Annotated in this window: 26 protein-coding genes and 1 pseudogene; 13 read left to right on the forward strand and 14 right to left on the reverse strand. The window is 49.7% G+C overall.

Features of this window, described 5'->3' with window-relative positions:
* Nucleotides 1-252: 252 nt before the first annotated feature.
* Nucleotides 253-435, reverse strand: a complete 183-nt coding sequence (locus tag QTO30_RS20195) for a hypothetical protein (protein ID WP_340425820.1) — start codon at nt 433-435, stop codon at nt 253-255.
* Nucleotides 436-557: 122 nt separating this feature from the next.
* Between QTO30_RS20195 and QTO30_RS20200 the strand changes: the two genes are divergently transcribed.
* The 3 genes from QTO30_RS20200 to QTO30_RS20210 all read left to right on the forward strand — a co-directional run bounded on the left by QTO30_RS20200 (nt 558) and on the right by QTO30_RS20210 (nt 3,430).
* Nucleotides 558-1,445: a replication-relaxation family protein gene (locus QTO30_RS20200; protein ID WP_340425821.1), complete on the forward strand. Its 888-nt coding sequence runs from the start codon at nt 558-560 to the stop codon at nt 1,443-1,445.
* Nucleotides 1,446-1,665: 220 nt separating this feature from the next.
* Entirely contained in the window at nt 1,666-2,376 is a 711-nt protein-coding gene (locus QTO30_RS20205; protein WP_340425822.1) for a hypothetical protein, read from the forward strand.
* A 4-nt stretch (nt 2,377-2,380) separates the two neighbouring features.
* Nucleotides 2,381-3,430, forward strand: a complete 1,050-nt coding sequence (locus QTO30_RS20210; protein WP_340425823.1) for a hypothetical protein — start codon at nt 2,381-2,383, stop codon at nt 3,428-3,430.
* A gap of 73 nt (nt 3,431-3,503) precedes the next feature.
* Here the strand turns inward: QTO30_RS20210 and QTO30_RS20215 are convergent, their stop codons facing one another.
* Genes QTO30_RS20215 through QTO30_RS20225 form a run of 3 tightly spaced genes read right to left on the reverse strand, consistent with a single transcriptional unit; the run spans nt 3,504 to nt 5,842 of the window.
* Nucleotides 3,504-3,791: a type II toxin-antitoxin system RelE/ParE family toxin gene (locus QTO30_RS20215; protein ID WP_340425824.1), complete on the reverse strand. Its 288-nt coding sequence runs from the start codon at nt 3,789-3,791 to the stop codon at nt 3,504-3,506.
* Nucleotides 3,788-4,072 (reverse strand): CopG family ribbon-helix-helix protein, encoded by a 285-nt coding sequence (locus tag QTO30_RS20220; RefSeq protein ID WP_340425825.1) that lies wholly within the window; start codon nt 4,070-4,072, stop codon nt 3,788-3,790. Before QTO30_RS20220 ends, QTO30_RS20215 begins: the two co-directional genes overlap by 4 nt.
* A gap of 60 nt (nt 4,073-4,132) precedes the next feature.
* Nucleotides 4,133-5,842 carry a type IV secretory system conjugative DNA transfer family protein gene (locus QTO30_RS20225; RefSeq protein ID WP_340425826.1) on the reverse strand — a complete coding sequence of 570 codons (1,710 nt, stop codon included), beginning with the start codon at nt 5,840-5,842 and terminating at the stop codon, nt 4,133-4,135.
* Nucleotides 5,843-5,927: 85 nt separating this feature from the next.
* On the opposite strand from QTO30_RS20225, the gene QTO30_RS20230 reads away from it, so the two are divergent.
* Complete coding sequence (locus QTO30_RS20230; RefSeq protein ID WP_340425827.1) at nt 5,928-6,305, forward strand: hypothetical protein; 378 nt, start codon at nt 5,928-5,930, stop codon at nt 6,303-6,305.
* 38 nt (nt 6,306-6,343) lie between these two features.
* On the opposite strand, the gene QTO30_RS20235 is transcribed toward QTO30_RS20230, so the two are convergent.
* Both QTO30_RS20235 and QTO30_RS20240 read right to left on the reverse strand, forming a co-directional pair.
* On the reverse strand, nt 6,344-7,117 hold the full coding sequence (locus QTO30_RS20235; RefSeq protein ID WP_340425828.1) for a hypothetical protein: 774 nt from the start codon (nt 7,115-7,117) through the stop codon (nt 6,344-6,346).
* A gap of 3 nt (nt 7,118-7,120) precedes the next feature.
* On the reverse strand, nt 7,121-7,507 hold the full coding sequence (locus QTO30_RS20240) for a hypothetical protein (RefSeq protein WP_340425829.1): 387 nt from the start codon (nt 7,505-7,507) through the stop codon (nt 7,121-7,123).
* Nucleotides 7,508-7,676: 169 nt separating this feature from the next.
* Between QTO30_RS20240 and QTO30_RS20245 the strand changes: the two genes are divergently transcribed.
* From QTO30_RS20245 to QTO30_RS20270, 6 genes are all read left to right on the forward strand, one after another.
* Complete coding sequence (locus tag QTO30_RS20245; RefSeq protein WP_340425830.1) at nt 7,677-8,522, forward strand: hypothetical protein; 846 nt, start codon at nt 7,677-7,679, stop codon at nt 8,520-8,522.
* A gap of 239 nt (nt 8,523-8,761) precedes the next feature.
* The gene (locus QTO30_RS20250) at nt 8,762-9,310 is read left to right on the forward strand and encodes a helix-turn-helix transcriptional regulator (protein WP_340425831.1); all 549 of its coding nucleotides are present in this window, start codon (nt 8,762-8,764) and stop codon (nt 9,308-9,310) included.
* 93 nt (nt 9,311-9,403) lie between these two features.
* Complete coding sequence (locus tag QTO30_RS20255) at nt 9,404-9,721, forward strand: DUF736 domain-containing protein (RefSeq protein ID WP_340425833.1); 318 nt, start codon at nt 9,404-9,406, stop codon at nt 9,719-9,721.
* 13 nt (nt 9,722-9,734) lie between these two features.
* A complete protein-coding gene (locus QTO30_RS20260; RefSeq protein ID WP_340425834.1) occupies nt 9,735-10,163 on the forward strand; it encodes a DUF3768 domain-containing protein in 429 nt (142 codons plus the stop codon).
* Nucleotides 10,163-10,450 carry a hypothetical protein gene (locus tag QTO30_RS20265; RefSeq protein ID WP_340425835.1) on the forward strand — a complete coding sequence of 96 codons (288 nt, stop codon included), beginning with the start codon at nt 10,163-10,165 and terminating at the stop codon, nt 10,448-10,450. The genes QTO30_RS20260 and QTO30_RS20265 overlap by 1 nt, the downstream gene beginning before the upstream one ends.
* Before the next feature lie 199 nt (nt 10,451-10,649).
* Nucleotides 10,650-11,009 (forward strand): hypothetical protein, encoded by a 360-nt coding sequence (locus QTO30_RS20270; RefSeq protein WP_340425836.1) that lies wholly within the window; start codon nt 10,650-10,652, stop codon nt 11,007-11,009.
* Between the two features lie 61 nt (nt 11,010-11,070).
* On the opposite strand, the gene QTO30_RS20275 is transcribed toward QTO30_RS20270, so the two are convergent.
* The 3 genes from QTO30_RS20275 to QTO30_RS20285 all read right to left on the reverse strand — a co-directional run bounded on the left by QTO30_RS20275 (nt 11,071) and on the right by QTO30_RS20285 (nt 14,670).
* Nucleotides 11,071-13,185 (reverse strand): DEAD/DEAH box helicase, encoded by a 2,115-nt coding sequence (locus QTO30_RS20275; protein ID WP_340425837.1) that lies wholly within the window; start codon nt 13,183-13,185, stop codon nt 11,071-11,073.
* Nucleotides 13,185-14,108 carry a HamA C-terminal domain-containing protein gene (locus tag QTO30_RS20280; protein WP_340425838.1) on the reverse strand — a complete coding sequence of 308 codons (924 nt, stop codon included), beginning with the start codon at nt 14,106-14,108 and terminating at the stop codon, nt 13,185-13,187. The genes QTO30_RS20275 and QTO30_RS20280 overlap by 1 nt, the downstream gene beginning before the upstream one ends.
* 139 nt (nt 14,109-14,247) lie before the next feature.
* On the reverse strand, nt 14,248-14,670 hold the full coding sequence (locus QTO30_RS20285) for a tyrosine-type recombinase/integrase (RefSeq protein ID WP_340425839.1): 423 nt from the start codon (nt 14,668-14,670) through the stop codon (nt 14,248-14,250).
* A gap of 434 nt (nt 14,671-15,104) precedes the next feature.
* On the opposite strand from QTO30_RS20285, the gene bamE reads away from it, so the two are divergent.
* Both bamE and QTO30_RS20295 read left to right on the forward strand, forming a co-directional pair.
* On the forward strand, nt 15,105-15,461 hold the full coding sequence (gene bamE / locus QTO30_RS20290; RefSeq protein WP_340425840.1) for an outer membrane protein assembly factor BamE domain-containing protein: 357 nt from the start codon (nt 15,105-15,107) through the stop codon (nt 15,459-15,461).
* Nucleotides 15,462-15,471: 10 nt separating this feature from the next.
* Entirely contained in the window at nt 15,472-16,092 is a 621-nt protein-coding gene (locus QTO30_RS20295) for a hypothetical protein (RefSeq protein ID WP_340425841.1), read from the forward strand.
* Between the two features lie 8 nt (nt 16,093-16,100).
* Here the strand turns inward: QTO30_RS20295 and QTO30_RS20300 are convergent.
* The 4 genes and pseudogenes from QTO30_RS20300 to QTO30_RS20310 form a co-directional block, all read right to left on the reverse strand.
* Nucleotides 16,101-16,349, reverse strand: a pseudogene (locus QTO30_RS20300) (transposase); the annotation flags it as partial.
* 196 nt (nt 16,350-16,545) lie between these two features.
* Entirely contained in the window at nt 16,546-17,160 is a 615-nt protein-coding gene (locus QTO30_RS22170; RefSeq protein WP_445327198.1) for an RES domain-containing protein, read from the reverse strand.
* Between the two features lie 37 nt (nt 17,161-17,197).
* The gene (locus tag QTO30_RS20305) at nt 17,198-18,034 is read right to left on the reverse strand and encodes a hypothetical protein (RefSeq protein ID WP_340425842.1); all 837 of its coding nucleotides are present in this window, start codon (nt 18,032-18,034) and stop codon (nt 17,198-17,200) included.
* Nucleotides 18,018-19,265 (reverse strand): ATP-binding protein, encoded by a 1,248-nt coding sequence (locus QTO30_RS20310; RefSeq protein WP_340425843.1) that lies wholly within the window; start codon nt 19,263-19,265, stop codon nt 18,018-18,020. The genes QTO30_RS20305 and QTO30_RS20310 overlap by 17 nt, the downstream gene beginning before the upstream one ends.
* A gap of 365 nt (nt 19,266-19,630) precedes the next feature.
* Here QTO30_RS20310 and QTO30_RS20315 point away from each other — a divergent pair, with 365 nt between their 5' ends.
* Nucleotides 19,631-20,071: a site-specific integrase gene (locus tag QTO30_RS20315; protein WP_340425844.1), complete on the forward strand. Its 441-nt coding sequence runs from the start codon at nt 19,631-19,633 to the stop codon at nt 20,069-20,071.
* A 121-nt stretch (nt 20,072-20,192) separates the two neighbouring features.
* On the opposite strand, the gene QTO30_RS20320 is transcribed toward QTO30_RS20315, so the two are convergent.
* A complete protein-coding gene (locus tag QTO30_RS20320) occupies nt 20,193-21,878 on the reverse strand; it encodes a hypothetical protein (protein ID WP_340425845.1) in 1,686 nt (561 codons plus the stop codon).
* Between the last annotated feature and the right edge of the window lie 579 nt (nt 21,879-22,457).

Raw genomic sequence — 22,457 nt, forward strand, 5'->3', positions numbered from 1 at the left:
GTTCTTTCGCGCCGTCAACACGTGTTGGAGGTCGGTAAGCCGAAAGATGTCTATCCTGCCAATAACAGTTGGAACAGGAAGATCATCGATGGCCAATTCAGACCGCCAGACAGAGTTATGCGGACACTGCAAGCGCGAGCAAACAGAAGCAGAAGGTACCCGGTGCATTCAGTGTGGAAGGAAAACACTAACCTTCAATAGCGACTATGAAGATTTTACAGCAACGGTTGCCAGATGGAAAAGAATGTTCGGTTAGCTTGGTTTGTTCGTCTGTCGCTCCAACCAGCCAGCGGCATTCAAAATATCACCTTTGTTTGAAATTTGGGTAAAGTACACTTCGCTCACGACACGCCAGATCTCGTGTAGCTCAGCAAACTGATCATATGTGAGCTCTTCGTTTTCCAGCTCCAAGATGTGTTTGATAAATTCATTCATTGAATAATTATACCATATTTTCAAAGGAGTGAGGCCGTGACGGGAAAAACACGGTTTGGTTTCCAGCAGATGCCAACACCTGTGGGGGCAACGGATCCAACACGCTGCGGTATAATTCAGCCATGACAGGGAAGAGATCACGTTTCAGGCGCAGCAAAGCTGCCACAATCCAGCTGACCGAGCGGGACATCACAATACTCAGGGCTTTGGAACAGCATCGCTTCCTAACCACCGATCACTTGCTGGCCCTCACTGGTGGTACGAGCCGCCAAGGGCTTACTCGACGTCTAAGGGAGCTCTACGACGCAAAATACATCGACCGCCCTCGCGCCCAGATGATGGCATTGGCCTATGCAGACAAAAGACCGATGATCTATGCGCTAGGAAACGAAGGCGCTGAACTTCTTTCCAACCGGTTTCAGATGGCCCTTCCAGACGTCTATTGGACTGAGAAAAATCGGCGGGTCAAAGAAAAATTCGTCGAGCATACATTGGGAATATCCGATTTCATGGTGTCACTTGAAACGGCCTGCCGCGATGCAGGGAACATACGCATTATCACGAAAGATGACATGCTGACGGCTTCACCAGAGGCAACGCGCCGCAAACGCCACCCGGTTCGTTGGCAAACCCGTATCCACTGGAACAATCAGTGGCATGACGTAGCAATCGTGCCTGATATCATCTTTGGACTGCACTACACCGACCGGCCAGAAGGGAAGAACAAGGCCTACTTCATGGTCGAAATAGATCGCGGCACGATGCCGATCACACGCCGCGACATCAGGCAGACTTCGTTTGCGCGTAAGCTGCACTCCTACGCCGACACATTTGAACGCAAACTGCATGTCGAGCACTTTGGCATCAAGAATTTTCGTGTTCTGACAGTAACGACATCAAAGGAACGTGTTGAGACGATGATTGGGGCGTACAAGTCTGAGATCGTGACACGCGCACCACAAGGGCTTTTCCTATTTCGAACGAAAGACTCAATTCCCCAAAAATCTTAGAATGGCAATCTATTGTAGAGGCCACAGTCAGTATCGCTCCTAGCACTACCAAGGATTGAAAAATCTCGAATATCCAGCCATTGTACATGCATTGATTGAAGATCGCATACTGATTCTGATGCCCAACGATGGTTGGGAGCCTGATAGATAGCTTTTTTGAACTGCCTCGTCTTGCCTAAGTGGCAAGGTTCCGAACGTTTTTGTATAGGAAATTCTTGCCATGAGAAATTTTATTTCTCGTCACCTTCTAATAGAAAGCACGATCCTTTTTGTACTGCTTGTCCTATTTTGGATGATAACCCGTGTTCAACCATCTGGAGAGCTATCTGGTTCAGGCGCGGCAGTTGCCGAGGTTTTGGACAAATGGTTTTCATCAATCCATATGTTCTGGAACGGAGGTCAAGAAACAAACACACTGATGCTTGTTCAGGCTCGGACATGGCCAGAAAGCACGGCATTCTCTGGTTTTTGTGGCATGGCCGAGATCGCTTCAGTATATGTCAAAAACAGCTCAACGCTGAGTTATTTCGTGATCATTCCCGCGTTCTTGATCGTAGTTTTCGCATACAATCGAAGCAAACCGGACGCCTTTAGTCGTCCCGGCCGGGTAGTATTCGCATTCTTGTTGATTTCATTCATTTACATTCTGACCTTCAAAGTCATCCAACTGCAAGATGTGCAGTCCATTGTCGTTAGCTTACCTGCTGATGCCTTCTTTATCGAAGATCACAATTTCAGATGCGATGCAGCATTCGAGATAGGTCAAGATACTAAGGCACAACTAGCGCTCTATTTGGGTAACTTAACCGCATTTTTGGGCGAAATCCGGCTTTATCTGCTTGGGCTAGTGCTTTGGATCATTGGGCGCGAGCACGCTGATATTCGCAGATTGCAGAAGCTGGCAGCAGAAACACCAGAAGGGGGAAACTAGAAACATGTCGAGGTTATTTTGGATATTTTTTGCGGTTGCGTTGCATCTTCCGGCTGTTGCTGGCGCCGATGGAATTAAATTTCTTGGGCAAGGTGACGATACTTCTTGGCAGATAAACGATATGTCGTTGAGTGCAGACATTCTCGTAGACCAATCGCAAGACTCTTTATTGATTGAACGTGACGGGATCATCAGGTGCGAAATCCATGAGGGGTCATTTAGGTATTTCCCAGTTTCCCTAACTTACCAAGTTGAAAACAGTTTTGCAGCTTCCAACCGAAGCTTGGTAGGGCAAGACATTACTCTTCGCATGGTTTTTTCAAGACGGGCTGACACGGAAACAATTGTCAGATTGCCAAACAGCGATACCCCAGAATTCGGACTAAGGAGAAGTCAATACGAAGCGTTAGATCGCCTTTCGACCGATCATGAAAGAACTGCGTCTGAGTATGTTCCAGGTTTCATAATGGCGATGTTCGCGGTCAAGTACTACGATGTGCTTCTGGAACAGGCTCCCGAAGCGGAACGCAACTTGATTGAGCGAAGAAGGTTGTACTTTGCAAAGCTTGCTGCAAATTTCCTTTTCCAACAGCATGTTCAGGACAGATCAACTGGGGAATATGCACTTGACCCAATCATACTCCCTGACGGCGACGCGTACGATCTGCTCTTAAGCGTCTTGCGATACAACGGAGAAGTAGCAAGGAGAACAGTGCTTGGTACAAGATACCGTAGTTTTTGGTCGTTACGAGATCGCATCGAAACGATGGCTGCAAATAATCGAGAGCTACCGGACGATCTGCTACAAGCAGCGAGATCAATTTCGAATTGTTTGCTAGCCGACAACGGGCTTGCAAGCGTCGACGGCGTAATCGTGGATTTCCTTAAGCAGCAAGAATTTTACGTTCCAAATGGAAAAGACGAAATCTTGACCGCTCCTGATGACGGATCATTCAACATGTGGCGAGCCCTCTACATTGAACAATTTGGAGAAATACCCTCAAACCTTACCGGTGACGAAGCTTTGGTTAGACTCTTCGAGCAAGGCGGATGAGGTCGAGAACTCCATCAATTGTCGCGGGAGATATATTCCGCGACACTTTCGCTGATCTGTCAAGTTTGCTTCCCTAACCGTTTGCCGGGAAAAACCGCGCCGCGTGCATCACAGCCAGAACCTGAATCTCGATCTCGGCCACGCGGTAGATGACAATATAGTTCTTGTGAACAACCAGCTCGCGTGTCCCATTCGCGCGTCCTGGACGCCCCATATGCGGATGCTCAGGTAGGTTTTGCTCAACGGTCGAAATGATCAAGTTGGCCAGCTCCATCGCAGCAGCGATGTTGTCGATGGATATGAAGTCAACAATTTCGGCGAGATCTGTCTCTGCCTCGGCGCTCCAGACGACCGCATTCATTCCGTTGCGCGGTCAAACTTCGCTTTCATCCGGTCTTCAAACCGATCCAAAAGCGTAGCACTGCTAATTCCGTCGCCCGCATCCATACCTGCGGCACGTTGGTCTATTGTGGCCAAAAACTGCTCCTCTGCTGCGAGATAGCGTTCAATGGCTTCGTTCGCCAAAAACGACTTCGAGCGCTGCGTCGCGGTCGCAAGACGTGACAAACGCTCAGAAACCTCTGGTTTTGTATGAACTGAAATGACGGATCGCTCTGCCATGTAGATACCTGTGTGATGCATATGTATACATCTTACTACAACTGACGTCTTGGCGCAAACATAGCCGCGTTTGCAGCAGTTTCATTCTAAGAAATCCGGCTCTGCAAGAGGCCCCCTCTTTGGCAGGCTTGGTTCGATGACCTCGTCTTGGTCAACATATGTCAGGTATGGATTGCTCTGCTCTAGCTGACCGAGAAACCGCCTGAAGGCAGATTTAGCAACTACTTCGTCGGGCGCATCAAGTGCGCGGAATTTCATATTGATCCGTCCGCCAATGCTGATCACACCGTATTGTGTCGGCAGGCTGGCAAGATCGTCGGCTAGGACGAATACCTGCTCTTCAATAGGCCATGTTCCTGACGCCCTGTCTTCCAAGACCGGCATCAGTGTTTGCGTTTTGGAATGCGAGGTCGCCTTCCCCTTTGCTTGCGATGAAGTATCGCTGGACGATTCAGATGTCATTTGCCCCAACTCGGTCGGTGCAGTCAGAAAGCCTGCGTCTGGGGTGAGGCTGATAGCACTACCAGCTACGCTGTTTCGACCAGATCCCGTCACCGCGCTTTCCGAAATCGATTGACCTTCGAGATAGCCAATCGAGTAACCGACAACCGTCGGCTTTGTCAGAACATCTTTGATCTTGCTAGGGTCAATCAACCCACCGCGATAGAGCAGCCTGACGAGGTATGCCGCATCCTCAGGCTCTTTGATTGAGAACACAGCCTTGACCTCTGCTTCGTTGATCACCGTTGAGAAGACCCTTTCACCAGCGTCGCGGAGTTGGCCAAGGTTTTGGTGCGCCAGAATGATATGCAGCCCATACTTGCGGCACTCTTCAAACATCTCGGAAATGTTGCTGCCAGATAGATAGCGGTGCGCTTCATCCAAATATAAGAAATAAGGCCTGTTGTTGCCGCGCAGTTTCGACTGCCCAAACAGGCTTGAGATCAGCAACAGCCCAAATAGCTGCGCTGAGTCTGCATCAAAAATCTCGGTATCCTTCAGATCAAAAAGCAAGATCTCCCCTTGATCCATCGCCGTTCGAAGGTCGATGGTCTCCTCCGTCTTCGAAAACGTCGCGCCGATCACGGGGTTGGCCATCAAAGTGAACAAGCGCCTTGCCACCGACGATACATATTCAAGGAAATCACTGTCTTTGTATCGCGTCAGCAGCGACCATTGTTCCTTTGCTAACCTGTTTTGCAGCTGATCTATCAAAGGCTGCACGTCAGGTCGATAGCGCGGATTGAGAAGCAGCGGATAGTCAGCAAGTGTCAGGCCTGCTTCCGCGAGCGTCATAAGCAAGAGCACCAACACCTCATGCGTTCGGGGTTGATGCCGCAACTCCTCTTCACTGAACAACCTGCCAATTGCATCAGCAACCCGCGTTCCTGTGGCATGTGCATGCCGAGGATCTGACATAGCCAATGGATTGAAGGCGACGGTCGTCTCCCCATCGCCAATCTTGAAGTAGCGCACCTTTCGATGCTTGAGCAGGCGCGGTCGTTGCGAAAGCCATTTCAGAACATCCTCACACTGCGTGCCATGCGGATCGATCAAACACAGGCCACGTCCCTCGCCAATATCTTGCTGGATCATCGAGCGCATGAAACGGCTTTTCCCAGAGCCGTTCGAGCCAACAATATGCATATGGCGCTGCCGCGCTCTCTCGGGCGCGATGATTTCAGGGGGTTCAATCCTCTGCCCCAACCCGTTGACCACGTCTTCGGCGACGGTTCCGAGAACCATGTCCAGTTTGCCAAACATATGTTTTTGTTGTATTATATTAGCCAAAACGACCTCCTCATCCCCTGTCGTGATCAGCAAGGAGCTTAGCCGAAACTTGGCTCCAACTGTTCATGACAAATGAGAGGTCTCTATGACTGTTCTTTCGAAAACCGATCCCAAAGATGTAACTGAAGGGTTTGCAGCCAAGGGGCGCTACAGCTTCCCAAGGCTTCTCTTGCAGTTCGCAGGCGACTGGGATGTTGACCTGCAATGGGTGCGCGAACGCGTTTCGCAACTCCAAACTGGCGCACATATCGCGCAGTTGTTTCGCGACATCATCACCGCCAAAGACGGCGGCATGGCATGGGCGACGCATCCGAACGCGCGAGACATTCTCTGGAACATTCTGAGAGGATTGAATGCCGCGTGGGAAAACGTCCTGCAGCATGCGCCTGATCGCAACCAGTTGACGTTGGAGTACCTTGTCGATGCACTGACGCATTTCAAACGCGCAACAAGCAGTACATAACTGCGCAAAAAGCCCCGTGTCTCTGTCACCGGGCTTTTTCATGTCAGATCGGCTCGCGTTTCCAACAGTTCCACGGCCAACTGTTTCTCATCTTCAGTAAGATCGTCGTCTGACATGATCCCTGCGATCGCATCATTTAAATTAGCCGCGAACTGGCGGCTCTGCTTGATTTGGACTTTCACATCATCAGCGATCCTGCTCGGCAAATCTCGCGTATCGGAAAGGGCTGCCACCACCGCAGGTGCTACGTTAACGGCGAAAGCCTCGCCTCTTAGCACAACGTTCCTGCGCCGGGTGCGGAACTGCACTTCCTTTGAAAATCCCAAAAATTGGTATGGCAAAGGTTCTCGTTCAACCGATCTTCCTGAAACAACCGGCACATAGAAATGCAGCCCTTCGGCTACGCCCATATCGATAAACAACTCATCTTTGCTGCCCGTCACCTCACGTGTGGTTGAATGGATACAAACGCCGCGCGCTTCCAAATCACCGACCGATCCGCCACCATGTCCTGAAACACGGTAAATTTCTAAGTGACTGTCGTTTGGAAGATCAGCAATCCAAGCAATCAGAACCTGTTGATCGACCATTCGAGCTTCAAAACTATGGATGTGAGGCACTTCATTGAGGTCTGACTGCTCTATTACTTTAACCAGCTTCGCATTGTAGCTTTGACGCATGCCAAAATCGATGATGACTGCCAGGAGAAGCAATGGCGCAACCACAAACACCATAACATAGCCAAGGGCGATAACCCCCAATACTACAGCTAAGATGAACGCAATTTTGGCGTACGCCTCGCTATCCGACATTGGCTACAGCTCGATTGCAACATCGTCATCTGATGACTGTAACGATGAAAGTCGCGCCTCCAAAACTTGCTTAAGGTTTGTTGCAAGATCCTTCATCTCAGAAATCTGTAACTCGCGTTCCTCCGGCAACTCGGTGCGAATGTTCTTCTTTATAGACTTGGTTTTTTTCGACCAAGCGCTTGCCATTTCCATGGTGAATTCTTTGCGGTGTTTTACCGTCATGCTGATCTCACCCAAGGGATAGTGCATCCATTGCTTTGTAACCGCCATTGACTGCAATGCATCGTACTCATCATCCGTCAAATGAATGTCGGTTCTCGCGGCGTATGACGGTTTCTTAAAGATGAACCCAACTCGTTCTTCGCGCTTTTCCGTCACTTCAAATCTCATATCGACTACCTTCTTTGGTTGACTAGAGATCAGCATCAGTATTCGGCGATCATTTGAAAACCGACAGGTGTGGGGAACGCAATTGCCGCCCGTTCAATATGAGGTTTGCATTAACCATCCACTTCCCGCAAAAGTTGCAGTCGGAAGTCAAATAACAAAAGAAGATCTCATGAGGCCAACCGACGCAGATTTGCCCTACAAGCCCACGACACAACATCCGCCTGAGGGTCTGGATTTTTGGGAACTATTTGATTTCTTTTGGGTACGCGGGTTTGGGAACATTCAACATGACGATGGCACATGGAAACCGTGGACAGCCGCTTCGCTTGAAACAGCCCTAGATGGGTCACCAGACAAACGATCAATCGAGAACTGGCGCAGCCAAGCCAACATGCCGTCCCCTGCAAACCTTCACAAACTCAGCTGGATTATTGCAGGTGAAGACAGAGTTGCCCGCACTGCTTGGTATGAAGCCCTCGTCGCTGCCCGCATGAGCGAGAAACGCAAAGAACAGGCCGCAAGCAAATCAGCCCCAGAGCAACACCTCGTCGATCTCCAGAACCAACAGCCCAAACGGTATTCCTTTTCACCTATGGTTTGGGCGGCAGGAGCGCTGGCGCTAGGCGGTCTCGCAGTTGGCGCATGGGTTGCCTTTAGCGGTGCGTCCAGCCCAGCCGTACAAAACATCCGCATCTGCGATGCCCCCTATTTTGATGATGACAAAAATGACTGCACTCAACATGTCTCGGTCTTCGTTGAAGGTGTTGATGAAGTGTTCCTCAGCTTTGATTTTGAGGGTGTGCCCAACGGCACTCCATTCGATCGCTGGTGGATCCACAACGGTGAAAGAGTCGCAGGCCGCACCAGTTTCAACGACGAAGCGTGGCCAGGATATACATTCTGGCGACCAGGTGTCCTGCAGGTCGGCCAATATGTTGTCAGGATCGTGGTTGACGGAGAAGTTTTCACACAGACTTTCTTTGTTCAGCCTGAAGGCTTCACCGAAGACGAATAAATTTCCATTTTCTAACAGTTGCTTATCTTCGGAATTTCGGCGGAGCTTCGGTTCTGCCGTTCGCCTTCAAATGCTCAATCACTCTATCAAACGCCCAACACTGGCATCCCGATGCCACCATCGAGGGCGACGAACTGTCAAAGCGGCAAGACATAAACCAAGACACGGAAGGGTTCGACAACGCTGCGTCCCAGTCCGAATTCTTACTTGCCGAAAGGTTCGATCTCGCCGTCGCGGTCGTGGATGTCCATGCAAATGTCTTTCAGCAATCAACAGCAGCGCAGCACATCATTGAGCAGCATCCAGCAGTCTTAAAATCCAGCAAACGCATCGGGTTACACTCTCCAAAACAGTCCAACTTGTTTCGCATGGCGCTGCGCTACGTTCTCTCAGGTCAGCCCTGTCAAACGTTACGGGCAGATGATGGATGCATGGGCGCTCCCTTGGCTTTGCAGGTCTCATCATGGCCAAAGCCCAAGCATTGCCTTGTCAGCTTGCAGCCGCTTGTACCGCAACGCGCAAGCCTGTCTCATCTTTCCAACCCGTTCGATCTTAGCAACCGCCAGCTACAGTTGCTTGAATTGTTCAGCGAAGGACTGACCTTGGCAGAAATCGCGGCCTCTCTCGGACTGAAACCGCAAACAGTGCGTGAGGTCTTTTCCGATCTCTACAGCCGCTTTGAATTGCGCAATCAACTTGAACTCCTGTCCGCACTCAAATCGCCAACCATGGCAAGGACTGACGCGTCAGGAAGCAGCCAAGGAACAATCCCAACTCCTCTTTCTTGACACGGTTCGGCGCTCAGAAAATGCCTTAAGACGTGGTATGATAGGCCAAGCCGAACTTTCCGGTTTTCCAATAAAATCAAAGAGGAGCGCATCATGCCCGCAATCGGACATGTGACCCGTAAGCCTGACGGCACCTACGAAGGTCGTCTCGCGACCATGACCATCCGACAAAACATCTTGTTTGCCAAAAAGCAAAAATCAACCGAAGCCCAGCCCGACTATCTTGTTTTGGCAGGTGACGTTGAGATCGGTGCCGCCTGGTGGCGCAAATCGCGCAGCGGCAATGATTATCTAAGCGTATCACTCGCAGCCCCCGAATTTGGCAATAGAACGCTCTATGCAAATCTTGGCCGCGCAGCAGGTTCGCAAAACGAAGACGACTTCGTCTTGATCTGGAACCCTCAAGACTGAGTGAAGAACGCGCGTGGCAAAGTCATGCGCGTTTTCCCTCTCGATGGGCATATCCGAACACTTCGGATGTGGCCTGCGAGAGAGGAACACCAATGACCACCCCCTGAAACAGACCATTCGAGATCAGAACGACAAGTTCAGAGCCCTTGATCCGAGCATCCCTGGACGGGTCTTCTTTACCCAGGGCGTCCAGGCACTTGTCTCGGACAATGATGATGCCAACGCCGAAGACCTTCTTGCCGCAATCAGGGCCTTTGACGACTTCAACACTGACAATGACCCGCACGGCGAACATGACTTTGGCAGTCTCACATTCTGTGGCACACGTATCTTCTGGAAAATTGATCTCTATGATCAGGACTTCGCGTTCGGATCAGAAGAGCCTGCAAACCTTGAGAAAACACAACGCTTGCTGACAATCATGCTTCCTGAGGAATACTGATGGCAGACAAATTTGTGCAGGACATCATCTGGCATGGCCGCATCGTTGAAGTGTCATACGATCCCAACTGGCTGGACGGGATGGCGCAACATTTGGAGCTACGATCTACCCGTCCTTTGCCTGTGACGCAAACTGGCTACAGGTCGCGGTTTCTGCAAACGGAGACGGTTCTGGAAGAAGATCAGATTGAGGTATTCGTCAAAGCTTGGCTTGATGATGCCGCAGACAACAATGACTGGCAGAAGCGTGAAGAACGTGACCGCCAAGGTGAACTGTTCGACCTTTAACCAATTGGAAAACAAGAGAGCTTTCCCGAAGACGGGGAGGCTTTTTCCGTTCGAAGGATGTCAAAATCAGGTTTAAATCCGGTTTCAGCCCTAAATTATCCAACCCGCCACATCGCGAACTTAATGACGAATTTATGTCCAGCACGGCTTTAATCAAATCAAAGTATACATATTTCGAGTGATGAAACGGAGGATCGGCATGGCACTTGAGATGAATATGGATGCACAGAAGGCGGAACTACTCTTGAGGGCCGCACTACTAGATGATGCGAGCAACATAGGTGAACGGTTAGCCGCTCTGAGTGCCGACATCCGGGTTGAAGACGATGGCGAGGCTTGGATCACTTTGGATATGGACCTATGGCCTGAAGATAAGGAAACTCCGGAAGCTGCAGCAATTGCAAAGATGCTTTGGATCGAGATTGATTGGTCGATGACATCAGGGACCTTCCCTTTTGCTTGGCCAGGTTTGGGGGAATTCTCCGATACGACAACGACCTACTTAAGAATGGTTCTCGATGCATATGGAGGCCAAAAGCCAAGGGAGCAGGAGAGCTAATCCCTTCCACGGTACGTTTATGATAATAATATTCTGTGTTGCCTAACATCGGCTCCGAGCATCAGTTTGCAGCATTCGCCACACCTAGTTCGTCAAGTGTAATTCCGTCAAAGAAAAACCTAACAACATAGCGATCAAAAGGGCCAAGCGTTCTAATTGCCAGAACCTCGTCCAAACCAACAGTTTGGAAACGTTCCAACGCTTCACGAAGGTCGATTTGGGGATCAAGAAAGTTAATCAAGCCTGAAGCATGAATCTTCTTGGAGATCATTCTAGGCAGACCATATTCCTCTAGATGATATACGGCACTAGGCAGGAAAGCTTTGCTCATTCTCCCAATGAATGCTGAGACATCGACATCGGGATCGACTATCATCTTATGTAGCTCGTTTGTGTCACTAAGAAGAGCAGACAGCTTAAAAGTTATCGTTCTCTCAAGCTTGAAAAAATCGTCTATATCCACCCCTGTTTCCTTTAGGCCCGCAACTATTTGAGGCAGGCTAAGGTTCCAGTTATTTGAAATCGCCTTGGTTGTATTCACTACCATGCTGTGCCGATTATCCCAGTTACCCGGCTTCAGGCCAAGAACTTTATATAGCATCCGATCCCAATCGTCTGGCCTGTTTGAGTTAAGGTAACCGAATCCACGCCATGATTCTGGATCATCCTTCATGTCTGAGGCCAATCGAAGCAGGAAATCCGCATCACTATCTTGTAGTAAGCTGTCGCGGCGAATTCTCGCGAAATTTTCGGCCCCGATAATATCCGACATCTGCTCTCGAAACTCAATTATCCGTTCAACTTGCAACTCAGTTAGTTGATCGGAGTCTTGCTCCTCATCTAGAGTGCCAAGAATTTCTTCTGGGAATTCAATCTCAAGCTGAGTATCCTCGGCCTCTGGAGGTGCGTCCAACAAGAAGATATTACCAACAAAGTACTTAAACATACGGCCGCCACGACCAATAATATTCTTGTAGCTAAAGTCCTTGAGGTTGCTACCACCAAGCTTGCTTCGCCAAATTATTACATTTTGCGCCGATGTATTAACGCCTTCTATTATTGAGGACGTTGAAACGATGCTATCAAAGCCATCCCGGTATTCGAACAGTTTTACTTGAAGTTGGCTAAGGCACCTATGCATGCTCCCGTTGTGAACACCTATTCCCCGATCAACAAGGTCGGCCAGAGCCCAATCTGACTGGTAATTCTCTCGAAGCCATTTTGCGAATGGGGTGGTATAGATCCGATCAACAATCGGCAAGCTCTCAATCACAAGATCAGAGACCTTCTCTATCTCGGAGTATGTACCGGCATAAATCAAAGACTTTTGGGCGCCCGTCGAGATAATCTCAATTAGCTTGTCGCCTTTTCGCCCTGCATCCCCAGCGAACTCTTTGTAGGGCTCTTCAATTTTCAGGTAGACTGTGTTGAAATCAAGGAGTTCCAAAAACTCCATATCGCGGGTGAACGCGTTATCGCTAAGCGATTTGATGTTGGGAGCTAGGTAATACCTCTGTTTTGCTTTGCTTGATAACTTGAGGATCGCTTTGATGAGGGAGGGTGACCGATCTCGATCATGGGTACGGCTTGCTTTGTAAAATTCGTCGACAACTAATAAGTCAATCGTTGTTAGCGCAGCTAGATACCCGAAAGCGCGTTCTTGTGGGAATATCAGGATATTCTTTGAGCCTAGCTTTGTCTCCGGCGCGGTAATTATCGTGTATTTTTCTGAGAACTTCTTGAATAGCCGTCTTCGAGTCTCGTCCATCAAAGCGATCGCCGGGACGATGATTACTACGGTATCTGGTTGTTTTGCAGCAATAAAGGCGTCGATGATAAAGCTCTTGCCAAAGCTGGTGGGGGCACTGACAGCCAGATCATCGCCATCGAGCAACTTCGCCAGAACGTTTGACTGCTCTCGATGCAGAGTTGCAAGCCTGCGCCCGACATCAACTTCGAAGGCCTGATGTACAAACTTCTGATCCCATGTCGCGTTTTTTACCTGAAGGTATGGGTACAAACCCGTCGCACGGATCATATGGTTTACGACTGGCGAGTATGCCTTGTTCCGTTGATCCATGTCCGCTAACAGTCGAATTAACAGATTTCTTGCTGCAACTTCGTTGTGCTGTGACAGAAGGTCGTTGACCTCATGGCAGATCGCAAACTCATCCATTACTCCTGCCCCTTATAGAAGGCTACGGTTTCAACAAATGCATTGACAATTTTTGCTTTACTCGGAACCGGAAACAAAATGATGTGGAAATTGATGTCTTTATACTTGTGTATTTGGCTGGATTTCTTGATTTGTTTTAGAAAATATGCGTCTGCACGATCCTTGTGGTGCTTGACCATAGCGGCCCTATAGTCATCGCTCATTTCGGTTGCGCCAGATGTTATAGAGCACTCATGCAATATTAGAACAGGGATATAGATCTTTGGCTTTAGCTGGTCGATCGACTCGCGATTGTCTAAAGCTATCTTAATCTTTTCTCGAAGATCCGGCTTTAGGGGTAAGTTATCTAAGTCAGAAACGCTTGTGATTATGGCGTTTTCTTTCTTGAGCTTGTTAGTTGAAAGTGAGTTGAACACCGATGTTACGATTGAGTCGAGGCGCGCATCCTCTACCGAATTATAGAATTTGGCTTCCCCAAACCAAAGAGTAAAGTCTTCGTCTGCCACTACAATATGAACGCTGTCGGCACCCTTCGCGTTGTCTTGAGAGTTCTGCTTATAAAAAATTTTAGGAACTACAGGTAGTGCGCCAAAGCGATGCCTCATTAACCCATAAAGAAACACTTCAGCAATTTCGCTTCCTTGACCGACCCGGTCGTTGTCAGTCAACCGGAGGTTTTTAGCTGATGCAATTAGACTTGAGTGACTCTTGTTAATCAATGCCGATCGCTCCGTCTGTGAAAGCGCGGTATCAGCTATGTTGTCCCAAAGATAACTTTGAAACTTTGCGTATCTCCACTTCCCATCTTCAAAATCATTTGCAAGACTCAAGACACGCTTATTTACAACCTCTTTAAGCTGGTTTGCTGATGTGACATCGGCGAGGGTGTCATCAACTAATACCTCAAACGAAATACTGCTCATTAATTGTACCGTCTCTATTGTTGCTACAACCATGCCGATATTGCGGTATCATAGCAAGCAATCATAGATCGTCGTCTCCAAGCGCTGCACGGCTTTCAACAACTCTGCAAACCGTCGATCCATCGCATTTTCTGATGTGTTACCACATCCGCCGCGCAATCGCCTTCTCTTCCTCACCAACAGCGTTCGCATAGATCGCCGTTGTTTTGATAGACGTATGCCCCATCCACTTTTTCAGCAAATGGATTTGGATGCCGCATGAGGTGGCGTGGATGCCGTAGCCATGACGTAAGCCCTTGGGGCTGGCTTGCGGACCGACCACCCCAGCCTCGTTCATGATGGCCTTGATCCAGCGATAGGCTGTAATCCGGTTGATGGGCCATAGCCGTTTATCCGGTAGAGTAGTTGGTAGCTTCTCCAGCTCATTAATTAGAAGTTGAGGCACCGGCATTTCCCGAACATGATGTTTGTCGCGTTTCTTTAGGGTGCGGATGGAAATGATCTGTTCTTCGGATTGGATCGCGCCGAGCGTCAACTCCCGTGCCTCGGACAGCTTAAGCATCCGGTGTATAAGAGGGTCAGCGCAAAGGCCTTGCGATTTTGCCGCTGATACTGGCAAGCCTTCAGAAACGCATCTCGTTCGGATGCGTTGAGATACAGCCGCCGATTGGCTCTGTTGTAGAGCTGCATGGAACTTTGAGTTGTGTCATCTGGCGTCGTCATCACCTCCTTCAGTTAGGGGCGTCCAAGGCAATGCTGCGAGAGTGGAATCTTTCTGCAACACTATTACCCATAGTGTTGCACTGGCTTGCGAAGTCCTTTGGTAACAGGGGCTTGGCCTGTTGAACCGTCAGCCTAAACCAGCAGATTTACTCACGCAATCTTCATAAAGCCTTGAACCCATTGATTGTACACTATGGGTAATACTGTTGCGTTCTGAGGCTGTGGATTTTCTTGCTGACAGGCGGTTTGGCGTCGTCAAATCAAAGGGAAATCATGCTTCGAAAATCAATCATTCTACTGTCAGTAGCAGGCATCGCTTTGTCAGCCTGCACCCTTCAAAGCCCACGCAACAGCGCCGCATTGGAAGGCATTAGTTCCGTCCAAGATGCTCGTGCCTTGGTGCAGCGTGGCATGACAATGGATCAGGTACGGGCAAAGCTTGGTGCGCCAAGTTCATCGCAGTCATTTAACGGTCAGGTAACATGGGCCTATACGGGTGGCAGTGGCACGATTGATGTCTTGTCTGGCTTTGGTCTCGGCCCTGCAAGCATCAATTCCCGCGCTATCGTGATCACGTTCAACACGTCTGGTCGCGTCTCTCGCGTTGATTACAACGAAACCAGCTTGTGAGGACGGGTCAATGAAACGAAGTTTAGTTACCGCCGCCCTTCTCTTTGCTATGGCAAACGGCAGTTCTGCCGAGACCCAGTGGCCCCGTTTTCAAGGGGCCTATCTACAACTCGCCACAGGCGAGTTGGTTGAAATACCCAACTTGAAGAACCATCCGCTGCGGGATCACCGATCCTTTGAGCGCGAAGTTCTGGATACCCTACCGCGCGTGAACGCTTGGGAAATCGAGGCGGTGATATTCAGCAATCAGGACAAGCTGACCAAAGATGGGCGGTTGGACATCACCATGACAGCACTGGTTGATCAACGGGATGACCCAGGCAACTATTGCACCCGTGAATGCGATGGCGAGTTGGTTGTCTCCAACTGGGGCTTCCCCCTCCAATATTTCCACATCGAATACGGCCAAGGCAGCGAAGGACATGCCCCAAATCAGGTCGCCCTGTATCCACGCGAGGCTGAGAACCCGTTTTTGTTGCCCCGCACAGGACGGACAGGTGGCAACGTCGGGCAAGACATTGAGTTTGAAGCTGCTCTATTTGCGGGAGCTTGTTGCAATGCTTACTGGGGGTACATTCCAATCTTCGAAGGTCACGTCCGTCAAGGTGGTGTAATTTGCCTGGTGGCCTGAGCGCATGATCAGGCGGCTTTGATGCTGAGAATTGGGTCTGTCTCCTCGTTGTCGATCTGGGCGAATGCCTCGACCATCATGTAGCGGCTTGCGGTCTGCCATTCGTCGTTCTGCTCAAATAGCACTGCGCCGATGAGGCGGGTGATGGATGCCTCGTTTGGAAAGATACCGACGACATCCGCGCGCCGTTTCACCTCTTTGTTCAGGCGCTCAATGGGATTGGTCGAGTGCAGCTTCGTGCGATGTTGGCGCGGGAAGCCATCCATGGCGGATAGCGAGTTTCAGCACTTGCCTGAAAGTCGGGCCACATTGAGCACCTTTGGTCTGGCCTAGTCGGCACTGTAAGACATGTGGTAAGGCTTCGGTGAGCGACAAGACTAGTTTAGTTCATACCGTAAAATCAGAGAAGATATACAAAATCGAATTTAGGAATTTGTGCATGCAGAGCAGTATTCACCGGATGCAGTAATACTTCCTAGTATTTTTTCCTTTACGTACAGCGATTTTGGATGGCGCGGCACGACTAACTCCCAAAAAGAGCTTTTCAACAGATGAAGGAGGTTGACAGACCGACTGAACAAGTACTGGAATGCAGTCACGGTTCGCAGCTCTCGCTGACGGAACGCGGAGCATTGCAGCACCAGCGCCTCTCGCAGACGAAGCAATATCCCAACAAAACTTGTATGCAACCTTTCCGTTGCTGGTCATTTTTGCATGGTCAGAGACACACTTCATGAAATCCAATATGGGCCCATCTACCTTGACCGTATAGCAGATATACGGAGATTCCAGCTCATCTAAAACTGCGTGCTCTTTTACAAACCAGTTGTAGAAATGGTATCCAGCTTCAGAATAGCATGTGGTCTTAAGCGGTGCAGTGTACAAAATTGGTTTGTCGCCGCTTGAATAACGAGATTCGTTGTTCGCTGCCCACACATCCCAAAAGTTCTTTATTGCCTCCTGTAAAGCGGAGCGCCGAGCAGATCCAGTTCTCGGTTTTTTACTCCCTGGATATGACCGCCTCCTCGAGGCCACCTTTGGCCTTTTGTCTAAAGCGACGCGCTGCACAGTTCTTCGGAAGTTTTTTTGGGATACGTATTTCAAGTTACGGGCCGTCCATCGCTCGAACAAGTTGAATCAGAGCAGTAATTTCACCTTCGCCAAGAAAGGAAATGGGGCTTATACCACCGAGATCATCTATCGCAGCACGAAACCATTGTGCGTGCAAAGCAACGTTGTCTTCTCCATAAACTGCATCCAAAGTTAGTTGTATCTCATGTATCAGATCGCACCTAAACTCGACGTCCATTGAGCATGTACCGCCATGTATCGCTTTCCAGACCTTGTCAGTCGAGTCAGCAAAAACCAAAAACACCGAACGTTCTGACGAACTAAGCTTCCATTCGTCAAAGAGATCCTCAACGTAACCTAGCTTTTCTCCTACAAACTCCTTGTGCCGCTTGAGCCTGAATTCATTTATCAGCTCTTCACATAAAGCAAGATCGTCAGGGTCATCCTTCTTGAACGCATACAAAGAAACGCCTCGATCCTGATACCGCTCGCAAGTTTGCTGCACGCCATCCATTCGGTAACCGGACCAAAGAATCCGCAGTCCGACATCGACTTCTTCATCATCGCAATAGTCGGTCAAAACCCTCAGGCCAACAAGGTTCCCACCATCAGTGTCTATGTCATCGCGTCCCAAAGCACCCAACGAGCGCACGCCATCCAACCGATTATCCATAATCAATACGTCGTCTTGGGTAGCTTTTTCGAGAAACGGCCTCGCTTTGCTAAGTGCAGCAAAGTTCTTGGGCCGAATGTGGTGATTCCTACAAACCTGCGATATCGGCTTCAGCTCTTTGATGTGGTCATCAACGGCGTAGGCGTGTTGCACTAAGCTGCTGCGACCAGGTCGTTCACTGTTATGAAAATCCAGCATAAGTCATCCGCGTCATTTCGCCTGGGAACTGAATTCTCAGGTTTGTCCTCGTCACCGAACCGCTTACACTTTGACCAGCGTGAGGCCTCAAACCGTAAACATCACATATATCAGAAACGACAGACAGTCCGACGCCCCGCCCCTTCACATCAATTGCATTTGGGCCTCTATGCCCGAAACGCCACATCATTTCTAGATGTTGTTCATCCAAAGGGTCAGAATTGTTGCTTATGACAAGCGCGTGCATGTCACCCTGATCATTCCAACGACAGGTTATGTCACCCCGAAGCACCGAGTACTTTGCCGCGTTTGAGATCAAGTTGGATAAGAGCAAGGTTAAGTCGGTATGATCCATTCTAACGCTTAAGCCAATAGGGGCATTCAGCGAGTTAAAGATTACCTGGTCTATTGGATGGTCCGCTAAAGCTAGATGAGAAGTTTCCAAGAAAACATCTCTGAAATCAATGAAGCGACAATTTTTTGCGCGGTTGGAGACGGCTTCTGTGAATGTTCCTTGCTCAACCGTCTCTCCGGCAGAAACCAGTCCGGATATCGCATCGTTAAGTGTTCTGAGAGCATCTGTTGAATTCATGCTTCGACGACCTCGGATCGTACTCTCAATTTCAGAAACTCGGCGCTTCGCATCATTGATCTGTCTACTAACTTCATGCCCGATCTTGTGCCGCTCCCGTAGCGACTTCTGCTGCCCATTCAGCGCAATGTGAGTTACATTCGCTGCGGTTCTAACTAAATGGATTATTTGGTTAACCTCCAATGCTGCATGCGCGAAGCCAGCTTGACTGTGCATAATCACCGCCCCGATGAGACCAGCTTCGTTTTTTGGTACAAATGGTAGAAAAAGTATTGAACCAGTTTGAGGTGTTAGGCCGATCTCCTCTAATTCCAGCCTCCAGTTTCTTAGAGCTGGGTCGCCGCACTCCGCCAACAGAAAGTGGTCAAAAGACTTTTTTTGCATCGCCTCGTGAAAAGTCGAACCAGTCGCTGAAATGGAAATTTTGGACCCGACTCTTTCAAGATCGGGCCTGCGAAACGTGTCTCGCAATATGAGTTCTTTCGGAGCCGTAGCATCTCGCAACCAAAACGATCCATTGTCTGCGCCAAAGTGCTTAATAAACCTATCCAGTGGAAAGTTGCTTACCGGATCATGAGAGGTCAGCGATTCAACAAAATTCAAAAAACTTGGGTATGGCCCGCTATGCGTCAAAGTCATCGTACCTCTCAAGAAATTTGCAGACTTGCTTTATACGTCTCACATATGTTGCCAACTTTAGTCTGACCTCAGCAGAAATTACCGAATTTGGGTCCCAATGATATTTCCTCAGCTTCGTTAACCCGGGACCCTAGCACCAATTTTGGCGTCCTTTGGCTGTTTGAGTCAACTTTTGTTCCCAACAATTCCATCGAAGATCAAACAAGACAAGAACATAACAAAATACATATTTTTCGCGCCTGCGCCCTACCAACTTCAGAACCATGATAGCCAGAAAACGGTCGTTCTGCCCATCAGATGGCAACATAACGTAGCAAGCTCGATGAGCAAAAAACGTTATATTGCAGTGGATTGGCGGTGGAACGATGAAACAAGCGAAGGTGCTGACGGATACAGAGCTCAAACGTGTGTTGGCCATTTGCGTCACAATGCAAAACGGCAAGCGCAACCGGCTCATGCTGCTGCTATCACATTATGCTGGCATGCGTGTGGGCGAGATCGCCTCGCTCAAATGGGCGGATGTGCTGGATCGTGAGATGAAGCCCAAAGCGATGTTCTACCTCAAAGCTGAGAACACCAAGGCCAAGGAAGCGCGCCAGGTGCATCTGAACGCCAAGCTGCAACGGGAGCTCACAACTTACTGGGCGCAGCTGGATCGATGGAAGAAACTTGAGCGCCCAGTGATCGAGTCCCAAAAGGGCGGCCCCTTCCCAATGAAGGTGCCCATGATGGTCTTTGTGACGCTGAGCAATGTTTCCAAAACGCGCCGCGATGGCTGCCGGTTCCGCGTCAACATGCAGGAATAATATGAGGGTTTCATCCCGAGGATGCGTCTTGAAAACGCAGTTTGGGATTTGGTGATGTTGTTGCGGCGGTAAAGCTGGAACGCGTCCCGCAGGATGTGATCACCAGCATATTCGTTGTATCTCATGGGCTTGTCCTTTTGCTGCTGCTATTTATGGGAGCAGCAGATGCGGGCGGCACATTGGTTTGAGCAGCAAGCACTTGCTTGAGTTTGATCAGCGTAGTGTTGGTCGGTCTACAAACACGCTCAACTTCGCGGAGTTTGACCTGATCTACAGGCTTTCCCAGCTTCACCTGTTTGATCTGCTTGTCCATCCACCGCTTGCGCTTCTTGCTTTCACTGGAACTCTGATTGTTGGGCTTTTTCTCAGCTTTGGTTGGGGCACCAACGCGTTTGGCTGGTGTTTCAATGAGGTCCAGTTGCATCTTATCAACGCGGCAACCAGGGAAGTAACCGGCCAACGCGCGGGCCACAGTGCGATCAGGCACCACAGCGCAAACAGGCTCCGTCGCATCCAAGTTCCGCAAGCTGCTGCGCATAACAGCTTGGTACACGTTGGCGTGGAACAAGGCGTCTCTGACTCTTTCAGGCTCTTTGCAAAGGTGATCGAGAAACCCAAGATGCGCTGGTGTCGGGTTCAACGCGGATAGGATCGCCACATTGTGGAGGTGTTGGTACTCATTGAGCCCCCATGGGGCATTGTCCAGCTGCTCTGCTTGGGGGCCAAAACAGCGTTTGGCGTCTTCCGCACTGTCCTTGTTCGCAAGAAAAGCAAATTCGTCGTCGCCAAACACTTGGATGCAAGCCTGCTGGAGCACATCAAGGTTTGGCGTATCTACACCGTTGAACTCGCTGGTGGCACCTGCAAAATTCTTGGACCAGTCGGTCTCAAACACATATTTGATGGTGAGGCGATGCCCACAGGTATGCTCGGAATATCGAAGACCTTTGGTCAGCTCTGCATGGGGTGGGAACTCGACACCCAAGCCGTACCAAATGTGCGACATCAATGAGATGTCAAAGCCAGCCCCCATGATGATCACATCATCGAAGGCATCGACGATCTTTGCACCATTGGCCTCACGTTGTGCACCTGTGCCGAACACAGATGGCAATAGCAGGGAAAACAGTTCCAGCTGCCGTGACTTTGGATCGCCCTGCTGGTTCAGCAACCTCTGCCGCTGATCATTCAACACCCAGCTGTCGTAATTGGGGTGGATCAAACGCTGTGCGTAGGGAGCCAACACCGTGTTGACCTCGTCTCGGCTTGGGTTTTCGGCAATCGCCGTCAACGCGGGTTTGCTGCCAGCGGCGATTTCAACTCTGCAGTATTTGTCACCGTCAGGAACAAAACTCATGTGCTGGGTCAGCAAATGATGGTTCTCTGGCAGGTTCTTTTTGATTGTTGGATCGACCTGCGGGATTTCATCGCAAATGCAGGTCCATTGATACCGTTTGGGCCAATGCAAAAGCTGCAAGAAGGCCACTTCCGTGATCATCAGCAGCTCGCCTTGGTCCGCTTGTGCATCTTCAAGATGCTGCAGGATCATCGTGCCAACGGAAATCTTGGAGCGCCTCACATGCAGCAGGTCCGAATGAATCGCATTTATAGGCAGCGTCCAGTTGTTTTCCGCTGCGAAAGCCACTGCATCCGCATGGGCTTGATCAATCAACTTGGTTGATTTGAACACCATCACGGTCTTGCGTTGATGGATCATCGCTTCTGTAAGCGACCAACGCAGGGCTCGATAGGTCTTGCCACTGCCCGCGAAGGCATTGACGGTATAAATTGATTTTGGGTGGTTCATCGTTGTTTTCCAATCTCGAATGTCAAAGTTATTTATGGAAAGCCAAGGGATTGGATCGACATATTCAACTTACGGGGAATGGTTCGGGGCAACCCCGCAGGATTGCCCTTTTGACACTTCGAGATTGTTCTTGGACCAACAATCGGAACGAGCTTTCGGCTCACAACTATTTATGCTGTCGAAGCGGCGAGATTTGACAAATACACGGTGTTTCCGCACACTCATTGGTGCAACTGGCCGTCAAGCTGGTCGGAAGTTCGCACCGAAGGTGCAACTTTAATGCTTATATATAAAGTAGTTTTAGTTACGCCTTTTGAGTGGAAATCCAAGCCAAACACCCGAAGCAAGAGCTCAAAAGCCAAACCCAGCTGTTTGGCAGAAGAGCGTCAGCGATGACTGCAACAAACAGCGACGGTTTGGATCACATCTGTGGCGTCAGCGCAGATGTCTCCTTGATCATCACAGCCAATGGGTAGGCCCTACCGGGCAACACCTGCCATGGGCAGATGTCTACCAAATCCATGTGAACCAACACCCCGGCACGCCGTCGGCACGGTTCCATGGATTTGTGGTTTCACC

It is taken from the genome of Yoonia sp. GPGPB17 (assembly GCF_037892195.1).
GTDB lineage: Bacteria > Pseudomonadota > Alphaproteobacteria > Rhodobacterales > Rhodobacteraceae > Yoonia.

Excerpts from the sequence above, each read along its gene's own strand:
- QTO30_RS20195 (WP_340425820.1), bottom strand. The coding sequence starts at position 435 with ATGAATGAATTTATCAAACACATCTTGGAGCTGGAAAACGAAGAGCTC.
- QTO30_RS20200 (WP_340425821.1), top strand. The coding sequence starts at position 558 with ATGACAGGGAAGAGATCACGTTTCAGGCGCAGCAAAGCTGCCACAATC.
- QTO30_RS20205 (WP_340425822.1), top strand. The coding sequence starts at position 1,666 with ATGAGAAATTTTATTTCTCGTCACCTTCTAATAGAAAGCACGATCCTT.
- QTO30_RS20210 (WP_340425823.1), top strand. The coding sequence starts at position 2,381 with ATGTCGAGGTTATTTTGGATATTTTTTGCGGTTGCGTTGCATCTTCCG.
- QTO30_RS20215 (WP_340425824.1), bottom strand. The coding sequence starts at position 3,791 with ATGAATGCGGTCGTCTGGAGCGCCGAGGCAGAGACAGATCTCGCCGAA.
- QTO30_RS20220 (WP_340425825.1), bottom strand. The coding sequence starts at position 4,072 with ATGCATCACACAGGTATCTACATGGCAGAGCGATCCGTCATTTCAGTT.
- QTO30_RS20230 (WP_340425827.1), top strand. The coding sequence starts at position 5,928 with ATGACTGTTCTTTCGAAAACCGATCCCAAAGATGTAACTGAAGGGTTT.
- QTO30_RS20235 (WP_340425828.1), bottom strand. The coding sequence starts at position 7,117 with ATGTCGGATAGCGAGGCGTACGCCAAAATTGCGTTCATCTTAGCTGTA.
- QTO30_RS20240 (WP_340425829.1), bottom strand. The coding sequence starts at position 7,507 with ATGAGATTTGAAGTGACGGAAAAGCGCGAAGAACGAGTTGGGTTCATC.
- QTO30_RS20245 (WP_340425830.1), top strand. The coding sequence starts at position 7,677 with ATGAGGCCAACCGACGCAGATTTGCCCTACAAGCCCACGACACAACAT.
- QTO30_RS20255 (WP_340425833.1), top strand. The coding sequence starts at position 9,404 with ATGCCCGCAATCGGACATGTGACCCGTAAGCCTGACGGCACCTACGAA.
- QTO30_RS20265 (WP_340425835.1), top strand. The coding sequence starts at position 10,163 with ATGGCAGACAAATTTGTGCAGGACATCATCTGGCATGGCCGCATCGTT.
- QTO30_RS20270 (WP_340425836.1), top strand. The coding sequence starts at position 10,650 with ATGGCACTTGAGATGAATATGGATGCACAGAAGGCGGAACTACTCTTG.
- QTO30_RS20275 (WP_340425837.1), bottom strand. The coding sequence starts at position 13,185 with ATGGATGAGTTTGCGATCTGCCATGAGGTCAACGACCTTCTGTCACAG.
- QTO30_RS20280 (WP_340425838.1), bottom strand. The coding sequence starts at position 14,108 with ATGAGCAGTATTTCGTTTGAGGTATTAGTTGATGACACCCTCGCCGAT.
- QTO30_RS20285 (WP_340425839.1), bottom strand. The coding sequence starts at position 14,670 with ATGCTTAAGCTGTCCGAGGCACGGGAGTTGACGCTCGGCGCGATCCAA.
- bamE (WP_340425840.1), top strand. The coding sequence starts at position 15,105 with ATGCTTCGAAAATCAATCATTCTACTGTCAGTAGCAGGCATCGCTTTG.
- QTO30_RS20295 (WP_340425841.1), top strand. The coding sequence starts at position 15,472 with ATGAAACGAAGTTTAGTTACCGCCGCCCTTCTCTTTGCTATGGCAAAC.
- QTO30_RS20305 (WP_340425842.1), bottom strand. The coding sequence starts at position 18,034 with ATGCTGGATTTTCATAACAGTGAACGACCTGGTCGCAGCAGCTTAGTG.
- QTO30_RS20310 (WP_340425843.1), bottom strand. The coding sequence starts at position 19,265 with ATGACTTTGACGCATAGCGGGCCATACCCAAGTTTTTTGAATTTTGTT.
- QTO30_RS20315 (WP_340425844.1), top strand. The coding sequence starts at position 19,631 with ATGAAACAAGCGAAGGTGCTGACGGATACAGAGCTCAAACGTGTGTTG.
- QTO30_RS20320 (WP_340425845.1), bottom strand. The coding sequence starts at position 21,878 with ATGAACCACCCAAAATCAATTTATACCGTCAATGCCTTCGCGGGCAGT.